Annotated in this window: 12 protein-coding genes and 1 tRNA gene; 6 read left to right on the forward strand and 7 right to left on the reverse strand. The window is 66.5% G+C overall.

Going from position 1 to position 13364, the window contains the following annotated elements:
- Positions 1–46: 46 nt before the first annotated feature.
- Complete coding sequence (gene prmC, locus ACK4MH_RS12490; protein WP_409718862.1) at positions 47–931, reverse strand: peptide chain release factor N(5)-glutamine methyltransferase; 885 nt, start codon at positions 929–931, stop codon at positions 47–49.
- A gap of 77 nt (positions 932–1008) precedes the next feature.
- Here prmC and ACK4MH_RS12495 point away from each other — a divergent pair, with 77 nt between their 5' ends.
- Positions 1009–2334: a YihY/virulence factor BrkB family protein gene (locus tag ACK4MH_RS12495; RefSeq protein ID WP_409718864.1), complete on the forward strand. Its 1326-nt coding sequence runs from the start codon at positions 1009–1011 to the stop codon at positions 2332–2334.
- On the opposite strand, the gene hslU is transcribed toward ACK4MH_RS12495, so the two are convergent.
- The 3 genes from hslU to ACK4MH_RS12510 all read right to left on the reverse strand — a co-directional run bounded on the left by hslU (position 2324) and on the right by ACK4MH_RS12510 (position 4565).
- The gene (gene hslU, locus ACK4MH_RS12500; protein WP_409718866.1) at positions 2324–3625 is read right to left on the reverse strand and encodes an ATP-dependent protease ATPase subunit HslU; all 1302 of its coding nucleotides are present in this window, start codon (positions 3623–3625) and stop codon (positions 2324–2326) included. The two genes, ACK4MH_RS12495 and hslU, sit on opposite strands and share 11 nt — an antisense overlap.
- 83 nt (positions 3626–3708) lie before the next feature.
- Positions 3709–3963: a helix-turn-helix domain-containing protein gene (locus ACK4MH_RS12505; protein ID WP_409718868.1), complete on the reverse strand. Its 255-nt coding sequence runs from the start codon at positions 3961–3963 to the stop codon at positions 3709–3711.
- A complete protein-coding gene (locus ACK4MH_RS12510) occupies positions 3963–4565 on the reverse strand; it encodes a DUF2975 domain-containing protein (protein ID WP_409718870.1) in 603 nt (200 codons plus the stop codon). Before ACK4MH_RS12510 ends, ACK4MH_RS12505 begins: the two co-directional genes overlap by 1 nt.
- Positions 4566–4803: 238 nt before the next feature.
- Between ACK4MH_RS12510 and ACK4MH_RS12515 the strand changes: the two genes are divergently transcribed.
- Positions 4804–5589 carry an MBL fold metallo-hydrolase gene (locus ACK4MH_RS12515; RefSeq protein ID WP_409718872.1) on the forward strand — a complete coding sequence of 262 codons (786 nt, stop codon included), beginning with the start codon at positions 4804–4806 and terminating at the stop codon, positions 5587–5589.
- Between the two features lie 90 nt (positions 5590–5679).
- Here ACK4MH_RS12515 and ppa read toward each other — a convergent pair whose 3' ends face one another.
- Complete coding sequence (ppa, locus tag ACK4MH_RS12520; RefSeq protein WP_135193748.1) at positions 5680–6240, reverse strand: inorganic diphosphatase; 561 nt, start codon at positions 6238–6240, stop codon at positions 5680–5682.
- Between the two features lie 128 nt (positions 6241–6368).
- On the opposite strand from ppa, the gene ACK4MH_RS12525 reads away from it, so the two are divergent.
- The gene (locus ACK4MH_RS12525; RefSeq protein ID WP_409718875.1) at positions 6369–7052 is read left to right on the forward strand and encodes a DUF599 domain-containing protein; all 684 of its coding nucleotides are present in this window, start codon (positions 6369–6371) and stop codon (positions 7050–7052) included.
- 260 nt (positions 7053–7312) lie between these two features.
- Here the strand turns inward: ACK4MH_RS12525 and ACK4MH_RS12530 are convergent, their stop codons facing one another.
- Positions 7313–8137 carry an N-formylglutamate amidohydrolase gene (locus ACK4MH_RS12530; RefSeq protein ID WP_409718877.1) on the reverse strand — a complete coding sequence of 275 codons (825 nt, stop codon included), beginning with the start codon at positions 8135–8137 and terminating at the stop codon, positions 7313–7315.
- 112 nt (positions 8138–8249) lie between these two features.
- On the opposite strand from ACK4MH_RS12530, the gene cpdR reads away from it, so the two are divergent.
- Positions 8250–8606 carry a cell cycle two-component system response regulator CpdR gene (cpdR, locus tag ACK4MH_RS12535; protein WP_017506825.1) on the forward strand — a complete coding sequence of 119 codons (357 nt, stop codon included), beginning with the start codon at positions 8250–8252 and terminating at the stop codon, positions 8604–8606.
- 126 nt (positions 8607–8732) lie between these two features.
- Positions 8733–8807, forward strand: a tRNA-Val gene (locus ACK4MH_RS12540).
- A 265-nt stretch (positions 8808–9072) separates the two neighbouring features.
- Here ACK4MH_RS12540 and ACK4MH_RS12545 read toward each other — a convergent pair.
- Positions 9073–11139, reverse strand: a complete 2067-nt coding sequence (locus ACK4MH_RS12545) for a TonB-dependent receptor plug domain-containing protein (protein WP_409718879.1) — start codon at positions 11137–11139, stop codon at positions 9073–9075.
- Positions 11140–11242: 103 nt separating this feature from the next.
- Here ACK4MH_RS12545 and ACK4MH_RS12550 point away from each other — a divergent pair, with 103 nt between their 5' ends.
- Positions 11243–13333: a winged helix-turn-helix domain-containing protein gene (locus ACK4MH_RS12550; protein ID WP_409718881.1), complete on the forward strand. Its 2091-nt coding sequence runs from the start codon at positions 11243–11245 to the stop codon at positions 13331–13333.
- Positions 13334–13364: the final 31 nt, after the last annotated feature.

Consider the following 13364-nt stretch of genomic DNA (forward strand, 5'->3'; position numbering starts at 1 on the left):
CCGATCCCGGCAATATCAACTTTCACGCCGCAGAGTCTGAAATCCCTCAGTCCTTGGGGATCGGATTGGTCCTTGGGTCGGGGCCATTGGTGATGACGCGGTCGCGGTCGCCCAGGTCCTTGATGATCTTGACGTCGGTGAAGCCGGCGGCCTCGAACAGTTCCTTGACCTGCGGGCCCTGGTCCCAGCCGATCTCGACGGCGAAGACGCCGCCGGGCTTCAGGATGCGTTTCACCTCGGGCGCCAGGTCGCGATAGGCCTGCAGGCCGTCGGGGCCGCCGTCCAGGGCCAGGTGCGGGTCGTGGTCGCGGACCTCGGGGTCCAGGGTCGCGATATGGTCGGTGGGGATGTAGGGCGGGTTGGACAGGACCAGGTCGAAGCTGGCGTCGCCGAAGCCCGCCGCCCATTCGGTGCGCAGGAAGACGGCGCGGTCGTTCAGGTCCAGGTTGGCCGCATTCTCCTTGGCCACGGCCAAGGCTTCCGACGAGATGTCGGTGCCGACGCCCTTGGCGGCCGGCCGCTCGGCCAGCAGCGCCAGCAGGATCGCGCCCGAGCCAGTCCCCAGGTCGATGGCCTCGAAGGCCTCGTTCCGGGCAAAGGCCAGCATGGACACGTCCATCAGGGTCTCGGTGTCGGGACGGGGGCTGAGCACGTCGGGGGTGACGTTCAGCATGATCTTCCAGAAGCCCTTCTTGCCGATGATGCGCGACACCGGCTCGCGCCTCAGCCGGCGCTCGACCATGGCCTCATAGGCGCTCAGCTGGTCGTCGGTGATGACGCGATAGGGATCGGTCAGGATGTCCATGCGGCTGGCGCCGGCGGCGGCCTCCAGCAGCAGGCGGGCGTCGATGGCGGGGCTGTCGATGCGGCCGGTCTTCAGCTTGGCCTGGGCGGCCTTCCACGCGGTCAGCAGGGTGTTGGATGCGGTCATGGTCGCTGATTGGCCCGCGCGGGCGCCGATTTCAAGCATTTGCGGAACGGCCGGACAGCTATACCGTTCGCCAGACCATGTCCGACCGCAAGTCCCCCCGCCGCCCGTCCGTTCTGTCCAGCCTCGCCCGCAGCCTGTCGTCGTCGCCGCGTCCGTCGCGTCGGGGGGGCAAAGGCAAGGGCGGGGGCGGCGGCGGGATCTGGCGCTATGTGGCGGCGGCCGTCGGGGGGCTGACGGCCGGGGCGGGCGCGGCCCACCTGCTGTACAGCCAGGGTCACAAGGTGGGGGTCGAGCTGCGTCCCGAACGCCCCGAGCCCCTGCCGCCCAAGCCCCCCACGCCCGAGGACTATGAGGCCAAGGAGCCGGGCCGCGGCCGCATGGCCAGGCGGCCCGAGCACATCCCGCACAGGGGCTGGTCCGACATCGTCTGGCGCACCGGCGGCTCCTATTTCGGGGATCGGGTCGGGTTCCTGGCGGGGGGCGTGACCTTCTTCACCCTGCTGTCGCTGTTCCCCCTGCTGGGTACGTTCGTGACCCTTTACGGCCTGTTCGCCGATCCGTCCGACGCCTGGGGACGGCTGAACGTCCTCTACGCCCTCTTGCCGTCCAGCATCGCCGAGTTCCTGGGCGGCGAGATGCAGCGCCTGGCCCAGAACTCCAACAGCCAGCTGACCTTCACCCTGATCTGGACCCTGGCCCTGTCGCTGTGGACCGCCAACGGGGCGGTCAAGGTGCTGTTCTACGGCCTGAACGTCGCCTACCACGAGATCGAGATGCGCAACCTCGTGCGCTACAACCTGATCTGCATGGGGTTTACGGTCGGGGCCATCTTCGCCGTGCTGCTGACCTCGGTGCTGGTCGTCGGCGTGCCGGTGGTGGTGCGGCTGTTCGGGCTGGAGGAGGAGTGGGGCTATCTGGCGCTGTTGCGCTGGCCGCTGCTGCTGGCGGGCTATATCGCCGCCCTGACCGTCATCTATCGCTTCGGTCCCTGCCGTCAGAGGGCGCGCTGGCGCTGGGTCACGCCGGGGGCGATCTTCGCGGCCGTGCTCAGCCTGACGGTGTCCTTCCTGTTCAGCTGGTATCTGAACAACTTCGTGCGGACCGACAGCTATGGCCCGCTGGCGGCCATGATGGGTTTCCTGCTGTGGACCTGGCTGTCGGTGCAGGTGATCCTGATGGGCGCCGAGCTGAACGCCGAGATCGAGCACCAGACCGCTGTGGACACTACGACCGGCAAGCCGCTGCCGATAGGCGAGCGGGGCGCCAAGGTCGCCGACAGCATCGGCGCCCGACGCGGCAACCCCGCCGCCCTGGCCTTCACCCAGCGCCAGGCCGAGCGGGTGGCGGACCGGTTCCGAAACCGCCAGAACCGCAAGGCCGTGGAGGCCGCCTCTAAAGAATGAAGCGGCTCAGATCGACGTCCTTGGTCAGGGCGTCCATCTTCTCGCGCACGGCGTCGCCGTCGAAGGCCACCGTCTGGCCCGACAGGTCCGAGGCCTTGAAGCTTGTCTCTTCCAGCACCCGTTCCATCACGGTCTGAAGCCGGCGCGCGCCGATGTTCTCGATGGCGCTGTTGGCCGCCACCGCCGCATCGGCCATGGCCTCGACCGCATCGTCCGTAAACGTCAGCGTCACGTCCTCGGTCGCCAGCAGGGCCTGGTTCTGACGGATCAGATTGGCCTCGGGCTCGGTCAGGATGCGTTTGAAGTCATCGCGCGTCAGGGCCTTCAGCTCGACCCGGATCGGCAGCCGTCCCTGAAGCTCGGGCAACAGGTCGCTGGGCTTGGCGACGTGGAAGGCGCCCGAGGCGATGAACAGCACATGGTCGGTCTTCACCGGCCCGTATTTGGTCGAGACCGTGGTCCCCTCGATCAGCGGCAGCAGGTCGCGCTGGACCCCCTCGCGCGATACGTCGGCGCCGGATGCGCCCTGGCGGGCGGCGACCTTGTCGATCTCGTCCAGGAAGACGATGCCCTCGTTCTCGGCCAGCATCAGCGCTTCCTGGGTCAGGCTGTCCTGATCCAGCAGCTTGTCGCTCTCCTCGGCGATCAGGGGCGTGGTCGCGTCGCGGACCATCAGCTTGACGGTCTTGGTGCGCCCGCCGCCCATCTTGCCCAGCATCTCCGACAGGTTCAGCAGGCCGACATTGCCGCCGCCCGGAATGTCCAGGCCCTGGATCGGCGAGGCGGTGTCGGCCAGCGAGATCTCGATCTCCTTGTCGTCCAGCTCTCCGGCCCGCAGCTTCTTACGGAAACTGTCGCGGGTCGCCGGCCCCGCGCCCGGTCCGACCAGGGCGTCCAGGATGCGGTCCTCGGCGGCGGCTTCCGCCTTGGCCCGCACGTCGCCGCGCCTGCGCTCGCGCACCATGATCAGGGCGCTCTCGACCAGGTCGCGCACGATCTGGTCCACGTCGCGGCCGACATAGCCGACCTCGGTGAACTTGGTCGCCTCGACCTTCAAGAAGGGCGAACCGGCCAGCTTGGCCAGGCGCCGCGCGATCTCGGTCTTGCCGACGCCGGTAGGGCCGATCATCAGGATGTTCTTGGGCGTCACCTCGTCACGCAGGTCCGCCGGCACGCGCTTCCTGCGCCAGCGGTTCCTCAACGCCACGGCCACGGCGCGCTTGGCGTCGTTCTGGCCGACGATATAGCGATCCAGTTCGGAGACGATCTCGCGGGGGGTCAGTTCAGTCATGCGGTGCAGATAGGAGACCCCGAACCGTTGCGGGAGAGGGGCGGGGCGTCGCAGCGGGGATTTTGACTGACAGGCTTGTGAGCCTAGCCTGCCTTGCGGCTTTCTGGCCGTTCGCTCCCGGCGTCCGTCTCAGGCTCGGGCACATATTCGAGGATGTCGGCCGGCGCGCAGTCCAGGTAGCGACAGATGGCGTCCAACGTCGCGAACCGCACGCCGCGCACCCTGCCCGACTTGAGTAGGGACAGGTTGGTTTCCGAAATGCCGATGGCGCGGGCGAGGACGTTCGAGCGCACCTTGCGGCGGGCCATGACCACGTCAAGGCGAAGGATGATCGGCATCAGACGAACCGCGATGCATCGTCGTGGACCTCGGCCGCCCACGCCATGACACGCGCCACGACGTACAGGATCAAGCCCAGGCCCAAGGCCTTGACGCTGTCCATTCGCAGCCAGCCGTCATCGTCGAACCCAGTCAGGGTGACCACCACATGGCCGATGGTCGGCGCTACGGCGTAGGCGATCAGCCAAAGGGCGATTGCGGTCATGCAGCGGGCGTTTTCAGAGGTGAGCACGACACCTTCCCCATAGAGCCGAAACAGCCGCCTGAGTTGCCACAGGGCCGCGATGGCCGGCGTCATCATCAGGGTGGCGGAGGTCGCCAGGCCCAGCTTCTGAATGAGCGGCAAGCTGCCAACGGTGATCCAGCCTGGATGCAGCGGCGGCGCCTCTGCTTCGATGAAGATCTGCATGCCGCCGGGCCAGACCTGAAGCCGGGTTCCGCCGTAGGTCAGAACGGCGATAACGGCGACGAGCAGTAGAACGGCGCCGATGCCGAACAGGATGGCGAACAGCCATTCCAGCGGACGGCTCAGGCGTCGGATGCGTCCGAATGCCATCGGTTCGGTCGAGACGGGCGGTGGCAATTCAACGATCAGGGCCATGGCGCGACATTGAAAGACTGCTGATTGACAGGAATATATTTATGTATTTCGATATGTAATCAAACGCAACCAAGGACGTGCCATGCCGCGCCGAATCCTCTCCGTCCTCGCCGGACTAATCGCCCTGGCTATATCCGCTTGCGCGACGCCGACCACGCGCCATCCCGTGATTCCTGCGGAAATGGGCGCGCCTCGGGCGACCTCCGGCATGGAGGCCAGTCTCGCAAGGTCGGGAGTCGTGACGTTCCAGCGCATAGCCTTCGCGCGCTGGACCGGCGGGCGGGGCACATTCATCGACCGCAATGACCCGCGCACGGCCGCCGTGCCCAAGGGCGACGAAGAGGCGACGATCTACGCCTATGTCATCGACCACCCCCGGTTTGGGCGCGTGATGATCGACAGCGGCGTGTCGGACGCGCTCGACAGCCGGTTGAATGGGGTGATGCGACGCGGCGTCCACGACCTTGGTCTTCGGGTCGAGCGAACGACCGCCCAGTGGTCGGTGGGCCAGACGGCGCCCCGCGCGGTCTTCCTCACGCACATGCACTTCGATCACATCGGCGGCTTGATCGACCTGCCTGCCACCACGCCAGTCTATGCCGGGCAGGGCGAAGCGCAGGAACGCAACCGGATAAACCTGGTGCTGGGCAGCCCTGCCGACGCCATTCTCAGTGGGTACGGCCCCTTGCGGGAATGGGCATTCACGCCCGATCCAGACAATGCCTTCGACGGCGTGCTGGACGTGTTCGGCGACGGCTCGGTCTGGGCCATTCGTGTGCCAGGACATTCCGCAGGATCGACCGCCTATCTGATCAACGCCGTCGATGGACCCAAGCTGGTGGTCGGCGATGCGGTCAGCACGCGTCTGGGCTGGGAGGCCGGGATGCCCCAACCCGTTCCCACCGACACGCGGGCCTCCGCCGAGCTGTCGGCGGATCGCCTGAGACGCTTCGCGGCCGCCCATTCCCAGATCGAGGTCTTCCTGGGACATCAGTCGCGCACAGGACAAGCCGAGCCGAACTGATTAGGCAGCGTAGCCGGCACTACGTCGCATAGCAAAAAGGCGCCCTCCGGCGGGAGGGCGCCTTCAAAGCTCTTGTCGATGTCGCCAGTATCAGGCGGCGTTGGCGGCCTTGGTCTTGGCCAGCTTGTCCTGATGGGCCTTCATGCCTGCTGCGATCAGGTCGGCGGCTTCGCCGGCGTCGCCCCAGCCCTGGACCGTGACCGACTTGCCCTTTTCCAGGTCCTTGTAGCGGGTGAAGAAGTGCTCGATCTGCTCGATCAGGATGGCGGGCAGCTGACGATAGCTGGCGATCTCGGTGTAATAGGGGTTCAGCTTGTCGACCGGCACGGCCAGGATCTTCTCGTCGCCGCCGGCCTCGTCCGTCATCTTCAGCACGCCGATGGGGCGCGAGCGGATGACGCAGCCGGGTACGACCGGCGTCGGGTTCAGCACGATCACGTCGCAGGGGTCGCCGTCGTCCGACAGGGTGTGCGGGATGAAGCCGTAGTTGCCCGGATAATACATGGCGGTGTGCAGGAAGCGGTCGACGAACAGGGCGCCCGAGGCCTTGTCCATCTCGTATTTCACCGGCAGGCCGCCCTGCGGGATCTCGATGATGACGTTGATGTCCCAGGGGGCGTTGGGACCGACCGGAATGGCGTCAAGGTTCATGGCGGATCTTTGCTGCGACTGCGAAATTCGAAAAGGCGAGGCGTGATAAGCCTACCAGCCCACAACGGCAAGCGCGACATGCGGCGGACAGGCTTGCGTCGGGCCGCATCATCGCGGACATCTGGGCCATGACCTTGACCGACTGGGCCGCCCTGGCGCTCTTTTTCATCTGCTGGCTGGGATACAGCCCCATACTGGCCTTCATCAGCCGCAAGGGCGGCTCGCTGAACAAGGACATGGAGCATGTCCGCGCGGTGTGGATGCAGTCCATGACCCACCGCGAGATGAAGCTGATCGACAGCCAGTTGATGGGCCATTCGATCAACTCGGCCTCCTTCTTCGCCTCGACCAACCTGCTGCTGATTGCGGCGGTGGGCGGGATATTGTTTGGCGGCGAGAGCGCGCTGCAGGGGTTCGCGGCCGTCGGGGCGGAGAACGTGCCGATCAAGATCCTGGAGGCCAAGCTGGCCCTGGTGCTGGTCTGCCTGGCGCGCGGCTTCCTGGATTTCATCTGGGCGCTGCGCCAGATGAACTACACCCTGGCCCTGATCGGCTCCGCGCCCGAACTGCATTCCAACACCGACCGCAAGGCGTTCAGCGAGGCGGCGGGGCAGTTGCTGAACCCCGCCCTCAGTTCCTTCAGCCAGGGGGTGAGGGGATACTATTTCGCCCTGGCGGCGGCGGCCTGGTTGTTCGGGCCGCTGTGGCTGGCGTTGGGCGTGGCCTCGTCGTTCGGCCTGCTGATCTATCGCCAGGAAGCCTCGCCGGCCGCGCGGGCCATTCGCAATGCGCGGCGGTTGCTGGAACATTGAGGTCGGCTATTTCGCAAATGCGAGATGAGAGGTGGCGCCCGACTTTGGTCTAATACGCGCCATGTTACCGGTTACATGGCCGTATTTGCGTAACACGGCGTGACCGCGAAGGCGCATATCGGCCTTGACCCATTGTGCATCGCAACCTAAGTTGACCTCTGACGCCTCCGGGCGTCTTGCCCTTCCTGGGCGTTTCCTCCCTATAGACTTTAATGCCGCACCTTCGGGTGCGGCTTTTTTTTGATCTGATCAGCGATCAGTCAGGCGGCCCAGGAATCTGCACAGAGGGCGGCGATCACGCGCGACAGGGCCTTTTGCGTCGTGGCGTAGGTCGGGGCGGGTTGAAGCGTCGCCTCGTCCAGATACAGCCGCCGGCTCAACTCGATCTGGATCGCCTCATAGCCGTCGTCGGGCCGGCCCCAGCGCTGGGTGGACCAGCCGCCGGCATAGGGGTGGTTATGCGCCACCCGCCAGCCCAGCCCCTCGAAAAGCTCGCGCAGCCGCCGGCTGAGCCGTGCGCTGCAGGCCGAGCCGTAGCGGTCGCCCAGCACCACCTCGGCCCCGACCGCCCGTGTCGGCATGGAATGCCAGTCGATCAGCACCGCCCGCCCGTGCGTCGCGCGCGTCGTCTCCATCAGTTCGCCCAGCGCCTGATGATAGGGGTGGTGAACCGCAGCGATGCGGCCCTGCGCCTCCGCCAACGGCAGACGACGCGCATAGAGGGGCGTCCCGTCGCCGGCCAGGCGCGGCACGACGCCGTAACCGGCCGCCGTCTTGGCCCCGACCGGCCCATCCAGCCCGTCGATCAGGGCGGGATCCAGTTCGCCAGGGTCGCGGTTCAGATCGACATAGGCCCGGCCGATCCGTCCCTCGATCAGGGTCGCGCCCAGGCGGGGGCCCTCCGCGATCAGCCGCCCGACCAGGGCGTCCTCGGCGCTTTTCAGGCTGGAGAGCGACAGGTCGGGCACGGCGCCCATGTCGTCGGGGTAACGATCCCCCGAATGGGGCGAGGCGAACACCAGCGCGGTCGCCTTGACGCCCGCGGCCGGCGCGGTGATCGAAAAGCTGTCGTCGCCGTCGGTCATGCCCCCGCATAGCGGGTTTCGCTGTGGAAGGAAGTCGGCTGATCGGTGAATTTCATCGGCGGTTTACCGTTGCGCCTCTAGTCTGGTCGCCTGTTTCAAGGATGTTTTTCCAATGGCGCGTATTCTCCTGGCCGAAGACGACGGTTCGTTGCGCGGGTTTCTGACGCGCGCGCTGGAGCGGGCGGGCCATCAGGTCATCGACTGCGAGAACGGCGACGACGCTATCGACGCCCTGGAACACGGCCCCTACGACCTGCTGCTGACCGACATCGTCATGCCGGGTGCGGACGGGATCGAGGTGGCGCGCGTCGCCGCCGCTCGCCAGCCGGGCCTGCGCATTATGTTCATCACCGGTTTCGCCGCCGTGGCCCTGACCGCCGCCCAGGCCACGCCCGACGCCAAGGTCCTGTCAAAACCCGTCCACCTGCGCGACCTGGTCAACGAGGTCGAGCGTATGGTCGCCGCCTGAGCGGCTGATCTGACGGCGGTTTTCGAGAAATCTCTTTCTGGCCGTGAAATCGGCTTGATGAAGCCCGGCCTCGCCGCTATACGACCGCTCTTCCCGCTCCGAACAGCTTTTTCGGAGCCCTACGGCGGATGCGTAGCTCAGCGGGAGAGCACCTCGTTGACATCGAGGGGGTCACAGGTTCAATCCCTGTCGCGTCCACCATTTCCTTCAATAACTTAGTCTTCCGTAGTGTTGGCACGCTGGCCAGAAACTGGCCAGAAATGCCGCATTCTAAAATGCTGACCGCGTCTCGTTCCGCTGGGGGACCTGCTCCGGACAGTCGTCCCGGCAGCCGCTTTTGACTCATGGCGGCGGTTGGAACGATCCGCTTTCGGCACGGATGGTCGCTGCGGTGAGCGTTCTCCCGCCGATTCGGAATCGCCGCCGGCACGGCCGCGCGCGTCTTTAGGACAGAGGGCGTTCCCACTCAAAACGTCTTGCGAAGACGTAGCGAGTAATAGGTGCGCGGATCGACATTGCGGGTTTCGACATAGTCGATCTGCCGGGTCAGGCGGTCGCCGTAGGCGATGCGCGTCTGGTAAAAGTCGTCCCAGATGTTGATTTGGGCGCGCAGCGACAGGGTCGGGGTCGGCTTGTATTCGACCCAACCTACGAAATAGTCGTGGCCGCGCCACGAGAAGCGCAGGTCAGGACCGTAGTTGGTCTCGCCCAGCAGGGGGCTCCAGGCGGCGTTCCACTGCAGGTTCCATGACGTGATGTCCTGGGCGACGACGATGGTCGCATTGGACTTGCGCAGGTCAGAGATCGGGCGGATCTGGCCGGTGGTCGGATCGGTGACCTCGCTGTGGTTCCAGGTGTTGCTGGCGCTGATCCGGCCGCCGTTGAAGCCAAACCTGTCCAGCGGCGCCTCGATGTTCACCACCAACTGGTCCAGCGTGCCGTCGCCGATGTTGCCGGTGGCCGACAGGCCGTCCTCCAACGGGATGACGTCGATCGCGTCGCTGATCTCGTCATGGCGCAGGGTGACGCTCACGACGCCGTCGCCCCAGAAGCGGCTTTCGTAGCCCAGTTCGCTGATCCAGCGCTGTTCGGGCGCCAGGTTGAGGTTGCCGCCCAGGACGTTCTCGTTTTGCAACTGTGCCGAGGCGGCGAAATGGTTGAAGTCCAACTGCCCGACTTCGCGCTCGAACCGGACATGAAACTGGTTGTTCGGGATCGGCGTCCAGGTGGCTACCAGACGCGGCTTGATGAACGACAGGTCCTTCTCCAGATCCGCGTCGCCGGACTGGCTGAGGGTCGACCGCTCCACGCGCAGCCCTCCTTCCACGGAAAGATTGTCGCGCACGCGCCAAGTTCCCTTGCCGAACAGTTCGCCGCGCGTTTCCTCGACCAGGACCGAGGCGGAGGGGAGAGGGACGGGAACGCCGCCGCTGCTGAAGGCCTGTTCGGTCTCCAGCATATTGTAGGCCAGCTCGCCTCCGGCTTCGAAGCTCAGGCTTGGGGAATGTTCGTAGCGTAACAGGCTGCGCAGGATGGTCTCGGCGCTCTCGCTTTCGGTGGAGAAGCGCTGCTCGGGGCTGGCGACGTTGTTCAGCCGGGTCCGCGAGAGGGAGACGGAGTCTTCGGCGTCGAACGTGTGGATGAAACGGGTCTCGGAGGTCAGGCGGCTGTCTATGGACCGGGTGAAGACCGCGCCGAACTCGCCGAAGGCTCCGTCCTCTTCGTAGGTGGTCTCGCGCCGCACGGTGGGCGCCGTCTGCAGGTTCACGTTATTAAAGTCGTTGACGCCATAGCGGGCGGTCAGGTCGATCTTTCCGCCGAGGAACGGGCTCGCATAGTTGACCCGCAAAACGGTCTCGCCGCCCTCCTGGTCCCTGAAATAGGTCTCGTCTCGCAGCAGGTCGCCTGCGCCGCTACGGCGAATCACGGGGCCAATGCCGCTGGAGTCGTTGTCTATGATACCGTCCGAAAGCGTGAAGCCCCAGGCGCGGTCGCCGTTCCTGGCGGAGAACTGCCACGAGCCGCCGTAGGAGTTCTGCCCGCCCTCGTACAGGAGGGCGTCGCTGGTGACGATCGTCTGGCTGCTGGACTGGTCACGGGTGATCACGTTCACGACGACCGGGAAGCCCTGCATGTCGATTCCGGGAGCGCCGCCACGGACCAATTCGATCCGTTCGACCTGAGCGACCAGGATGCGCTCCAGCACGTCGGAGCCGGCGTCGTTCTTGGAGGCCGGGCGCGAACCGTTGATCAGGATATTGCCGACCGAGCCCTGGAAGCCGCGGCTGCCATCGCCGTCGACGACGCTGAATCCCGGGACCCGGCTGACCATGTCCAGGGCCGTGACCGGCTGCTGGCCGGCGAAGAAGTCAGGCGTGAAGACCAGGACGCCCCGCTGGCTGGTCTGGTCCTGTGACGCGATCTGAGCCGCCGTCTGCGGATCAGGCGACGGCGCGGTCTGGGCCAGCGCCGGGGCGCCGAACGCCAGAGACAGCGGGGTCAGGGCGAGCAGTCGGACGGGGTGGATACGCATCGGTGGAGGCCTTTCGAGGTGGCTGGTAATGTCCGAGGCGATAGACGAGACTGGCGGCCTGGGAGCGAGGGCGGGGGCCCGATCTTGAACCGATGATTTTCCGATGAACGACCTGTCAGCGCTGCTTCTCAGGCCGATCGACCTGGTGTCCGAACCGCCGTTCGACCTGGGGTCGGGCATGGTTCATCCCGCCTCTCTGGAGGTGGTCTGGCCGGATGGAGGCTGCAAACTGGAACCTCGCGTGATGCAGGTCCTGGTGGCGCTAAACCGCCGGCGCGGCTCGCCGCTCAGCCGGGAGGATCTGTCCCGGCTTTGCTGGGAGGGACGGGTCGTCGGCGACGACGCCCTGGTCCGATGCATCGTCAAGCTGAGGAAGGTCTTCCAGCGCGATCCCGCCGTGGAGATCGGCAGCATCCCCAAGGTCGGCTACCGTCTGCGACTTCTGCCGGTCGCGGCGGCTGCGGCGTCATCCACGCCTACGCCCACGCCCTTGCTTCGCCCCAGCTGGAGGTCGCCGCGGTGGATCCTGGCGGGCGCCGCCGTTGCTATCGCGGCGCTGGGCGTCGGCGCGTTCGTCGTCATGCAGCCGCCCGGCGCGCTCGCCACGGAAGCCGCGCGCCCTTTGACCTCCGAACCTGGCGTCGAAACCCACCCGGCCCTTTCACCGGACGGGCGCATGATCGCCTACGCCGGCGGCGCCGGCTACGGGACCCAGAGAGACATCTTCCTGCGCGGCGTCGCCGACGGCACGCCGATCCGGCTGACCAACACGCCCGAGGACGAGATGGCGCCTGCCTGGTCGCCGGACGGCCGGAGCATTGCTTTCGTGCGCCGGGTGACGGATGCGCCCTGCGAGATTCTGGTCGCGCCCGTTCCCCAGGGCGAGCCGCGTGTGGTGGGGCGTTGCGCTCTGGAAGCGATGACGCGCCTGGCCTGGACACGGGACGGCGAACTGCTGCTTTCGGACCGGCCGACGCGGAACGCCGTGCGCCGCATCCGGGCCCTGAACCCCGAGACCGGACGGATGCGGGATGTCACCTCGCCGCCTTCCGACAGTCTGGGCGACAGCGACCCGGTTGTCACCCATCGCGGCGATCGGCTGGTCTTCAGGCGGGCCTTCTCCTACGGCGTGGGCGACGTCTACATCGCCAATGTTTCAGGGTCCGGGCAACGGGCGCTCACCAGCGACGGCTGGAAGGCCGTGGGCTACGCCTTCACTGCGGACGATCGGAGCCTTGTGTTCTCCACCCGGCGGGGTGGCGACGCCGGCCTGTGGTCGGTGAATGTCGACCGCCCCGGTGAACCCGTTCGCCTCAGCTCGGGTCTGCTCGATTTCGGCCGCCTGTCCGCCGACGAACACGGCCTGCTGGTGGTCGAAGCCGGCGACTACCGCTCGAACCTGTTCGCCTGGCGGGCCGGCGCCGCTCCCGTGGCCCTGACGGACGGCAACACCAGCGACTGGGACCCGGACCTGTCCTCGATGGGCCAGCTTGTTTTTATCTCGGACCAGACCGGCGAATCGGAGGTCTGGGTCAAACGCGCCGAGGGCGCGCCGACGCGACTGACCGACCTCAAGGCCAGCAATGCGTTCTCGCCCCGCTGGTCGCCGGATGGCCGGAGCATTGCTTTCGTCGCCGCGCGAGACGGCCGCACCGACGTCTATCGGATCAATGCTGACGGTTCCGGCCTTCGCAGGGTTACATCGGATGGCGCGGCGCGCGGCGATCTGGCCTGGGACGGAAACGGCAACCTCGTCGTTCCCACATTCAGGGGCGCTGTATGGCAAGTCGAACGGATCGACCCGCAGGGACGGATCTTGGTGGTTCCGAACACCACAGGGGTGCAGATCATCAAGAGCGCCGGCGCCCGGGGCCTTTACGCCGTGAAAGGGGATGACAACCGGCTCTGGCGTCTGGGAGCCAACGGCGCCCTTCCCGCCTCCCCCCTTATCCGGGTCAGCCATGACACGGTCTGGGCTCCGACAAGCATCGGCGTCTACCATCTGGCGGGTGTCCCCGGCGGTGAAACCGTTCTGCGCCTGACCACCTGGTCCGGCGCAACTCGCGATGTGCAGTCGCTTGGGACGGTTGGTTTGAGGCACAGTTTGGCCGTCTCGCCGACGCAGGACATCGTCGCTGCGAGAGTGGTTCGCGATGAGACGGACCTGCGGGCCATTCGGTTGGCGCGTCGATGAAGCCGAATGGCCGTTTTCCGGCTAGGCGGAA

The sequence above is a fragment of the Brevundimonas sp. genome (genome assembly GCF_046295075.1).
In the GTDB taxonomy this organism is placed as follows: domain Bacteria; phylum Pseudomonadota; class Alphaproteobacteria; order Caulobacterales; family Caulobacteraceae; genus Brevundimonas.

Coding starts and splice junctions, on each gene's coding strand:
- prmC (WP_409718862.1), bottom strand. CDS start 931: ATGACCGCATCCAACACCCTGCTGACCGCGTGGAAGGCCGCCCAGGCC.
- ACK4MH_RS12495 (WP_409718864.1), top strand. CDS start 1,009: ATGTCCGACCGCAAGTCCCCCCGCCGCCCGTCCGTTCTGTCCAGCCTC.
- hslU (WP_409718866.1), bottom strand. CDS start 3,625: ATGACTGAACTGACCCCCCGCGAGATCGTCTCCGAACTGGATCGCTAT.
- ACK4MH_RS12505 (WP_409718868.1), bottom strand. CDS start 3,963: ATGCCGATCATCCTTCGCCTTGACGTGGTCATGGCCCGCCGCAAGGTG.
- ACK4MH_RS12510 (WP_409718870.1), bottom strand. CDS start 4,565: ATGGCCCTGATCGTTGAATTGCCACCGCCCGTCTCGACCGAACCGATG.
- ppa (WP_135193748.1), bottom strand. CDS start 6,240: ATGAACCTTGACGCCATTCCGGTCGGTCCCAACGCCCCCTGGGACATC.
- ACK4MH_RS12525 (WP_409718875.1), top strand. CDS start 6,369: ATGACCTTGACCGACTGGGCCGCCCTGGCGCTCTTTTTCATCTGCTGG.
- ACK4MH_RS12530 (WP_409718877.1), bottom strand. CDS start 8,137: ATGACCGACGGCGACGACAGCTTTTCGATCACCGCGCCGGCCGCGGGC.
- cpdR (WP_017506825.1), top strand. CDS start 8,250: ATGGCGCGTATTCTCCTGGCCGAAGACGACGGTTCGTTGCGCGGGTTT.
- ACK4MH_RS12545 (WP_409718879.1), bottom strand. CDS start 11,139: ATGCGTATCCACCCCGTCCGACTGCTCGCCCTGACCCCGCTGTCTCTG.
- ACK4MH_RS12550 (WP_409718881.1), top strand. CDS start 11,243: ATGAACGACCTGTCAGCGCTGCTTCTCAGGCCGATCGACCTGGTGTCC.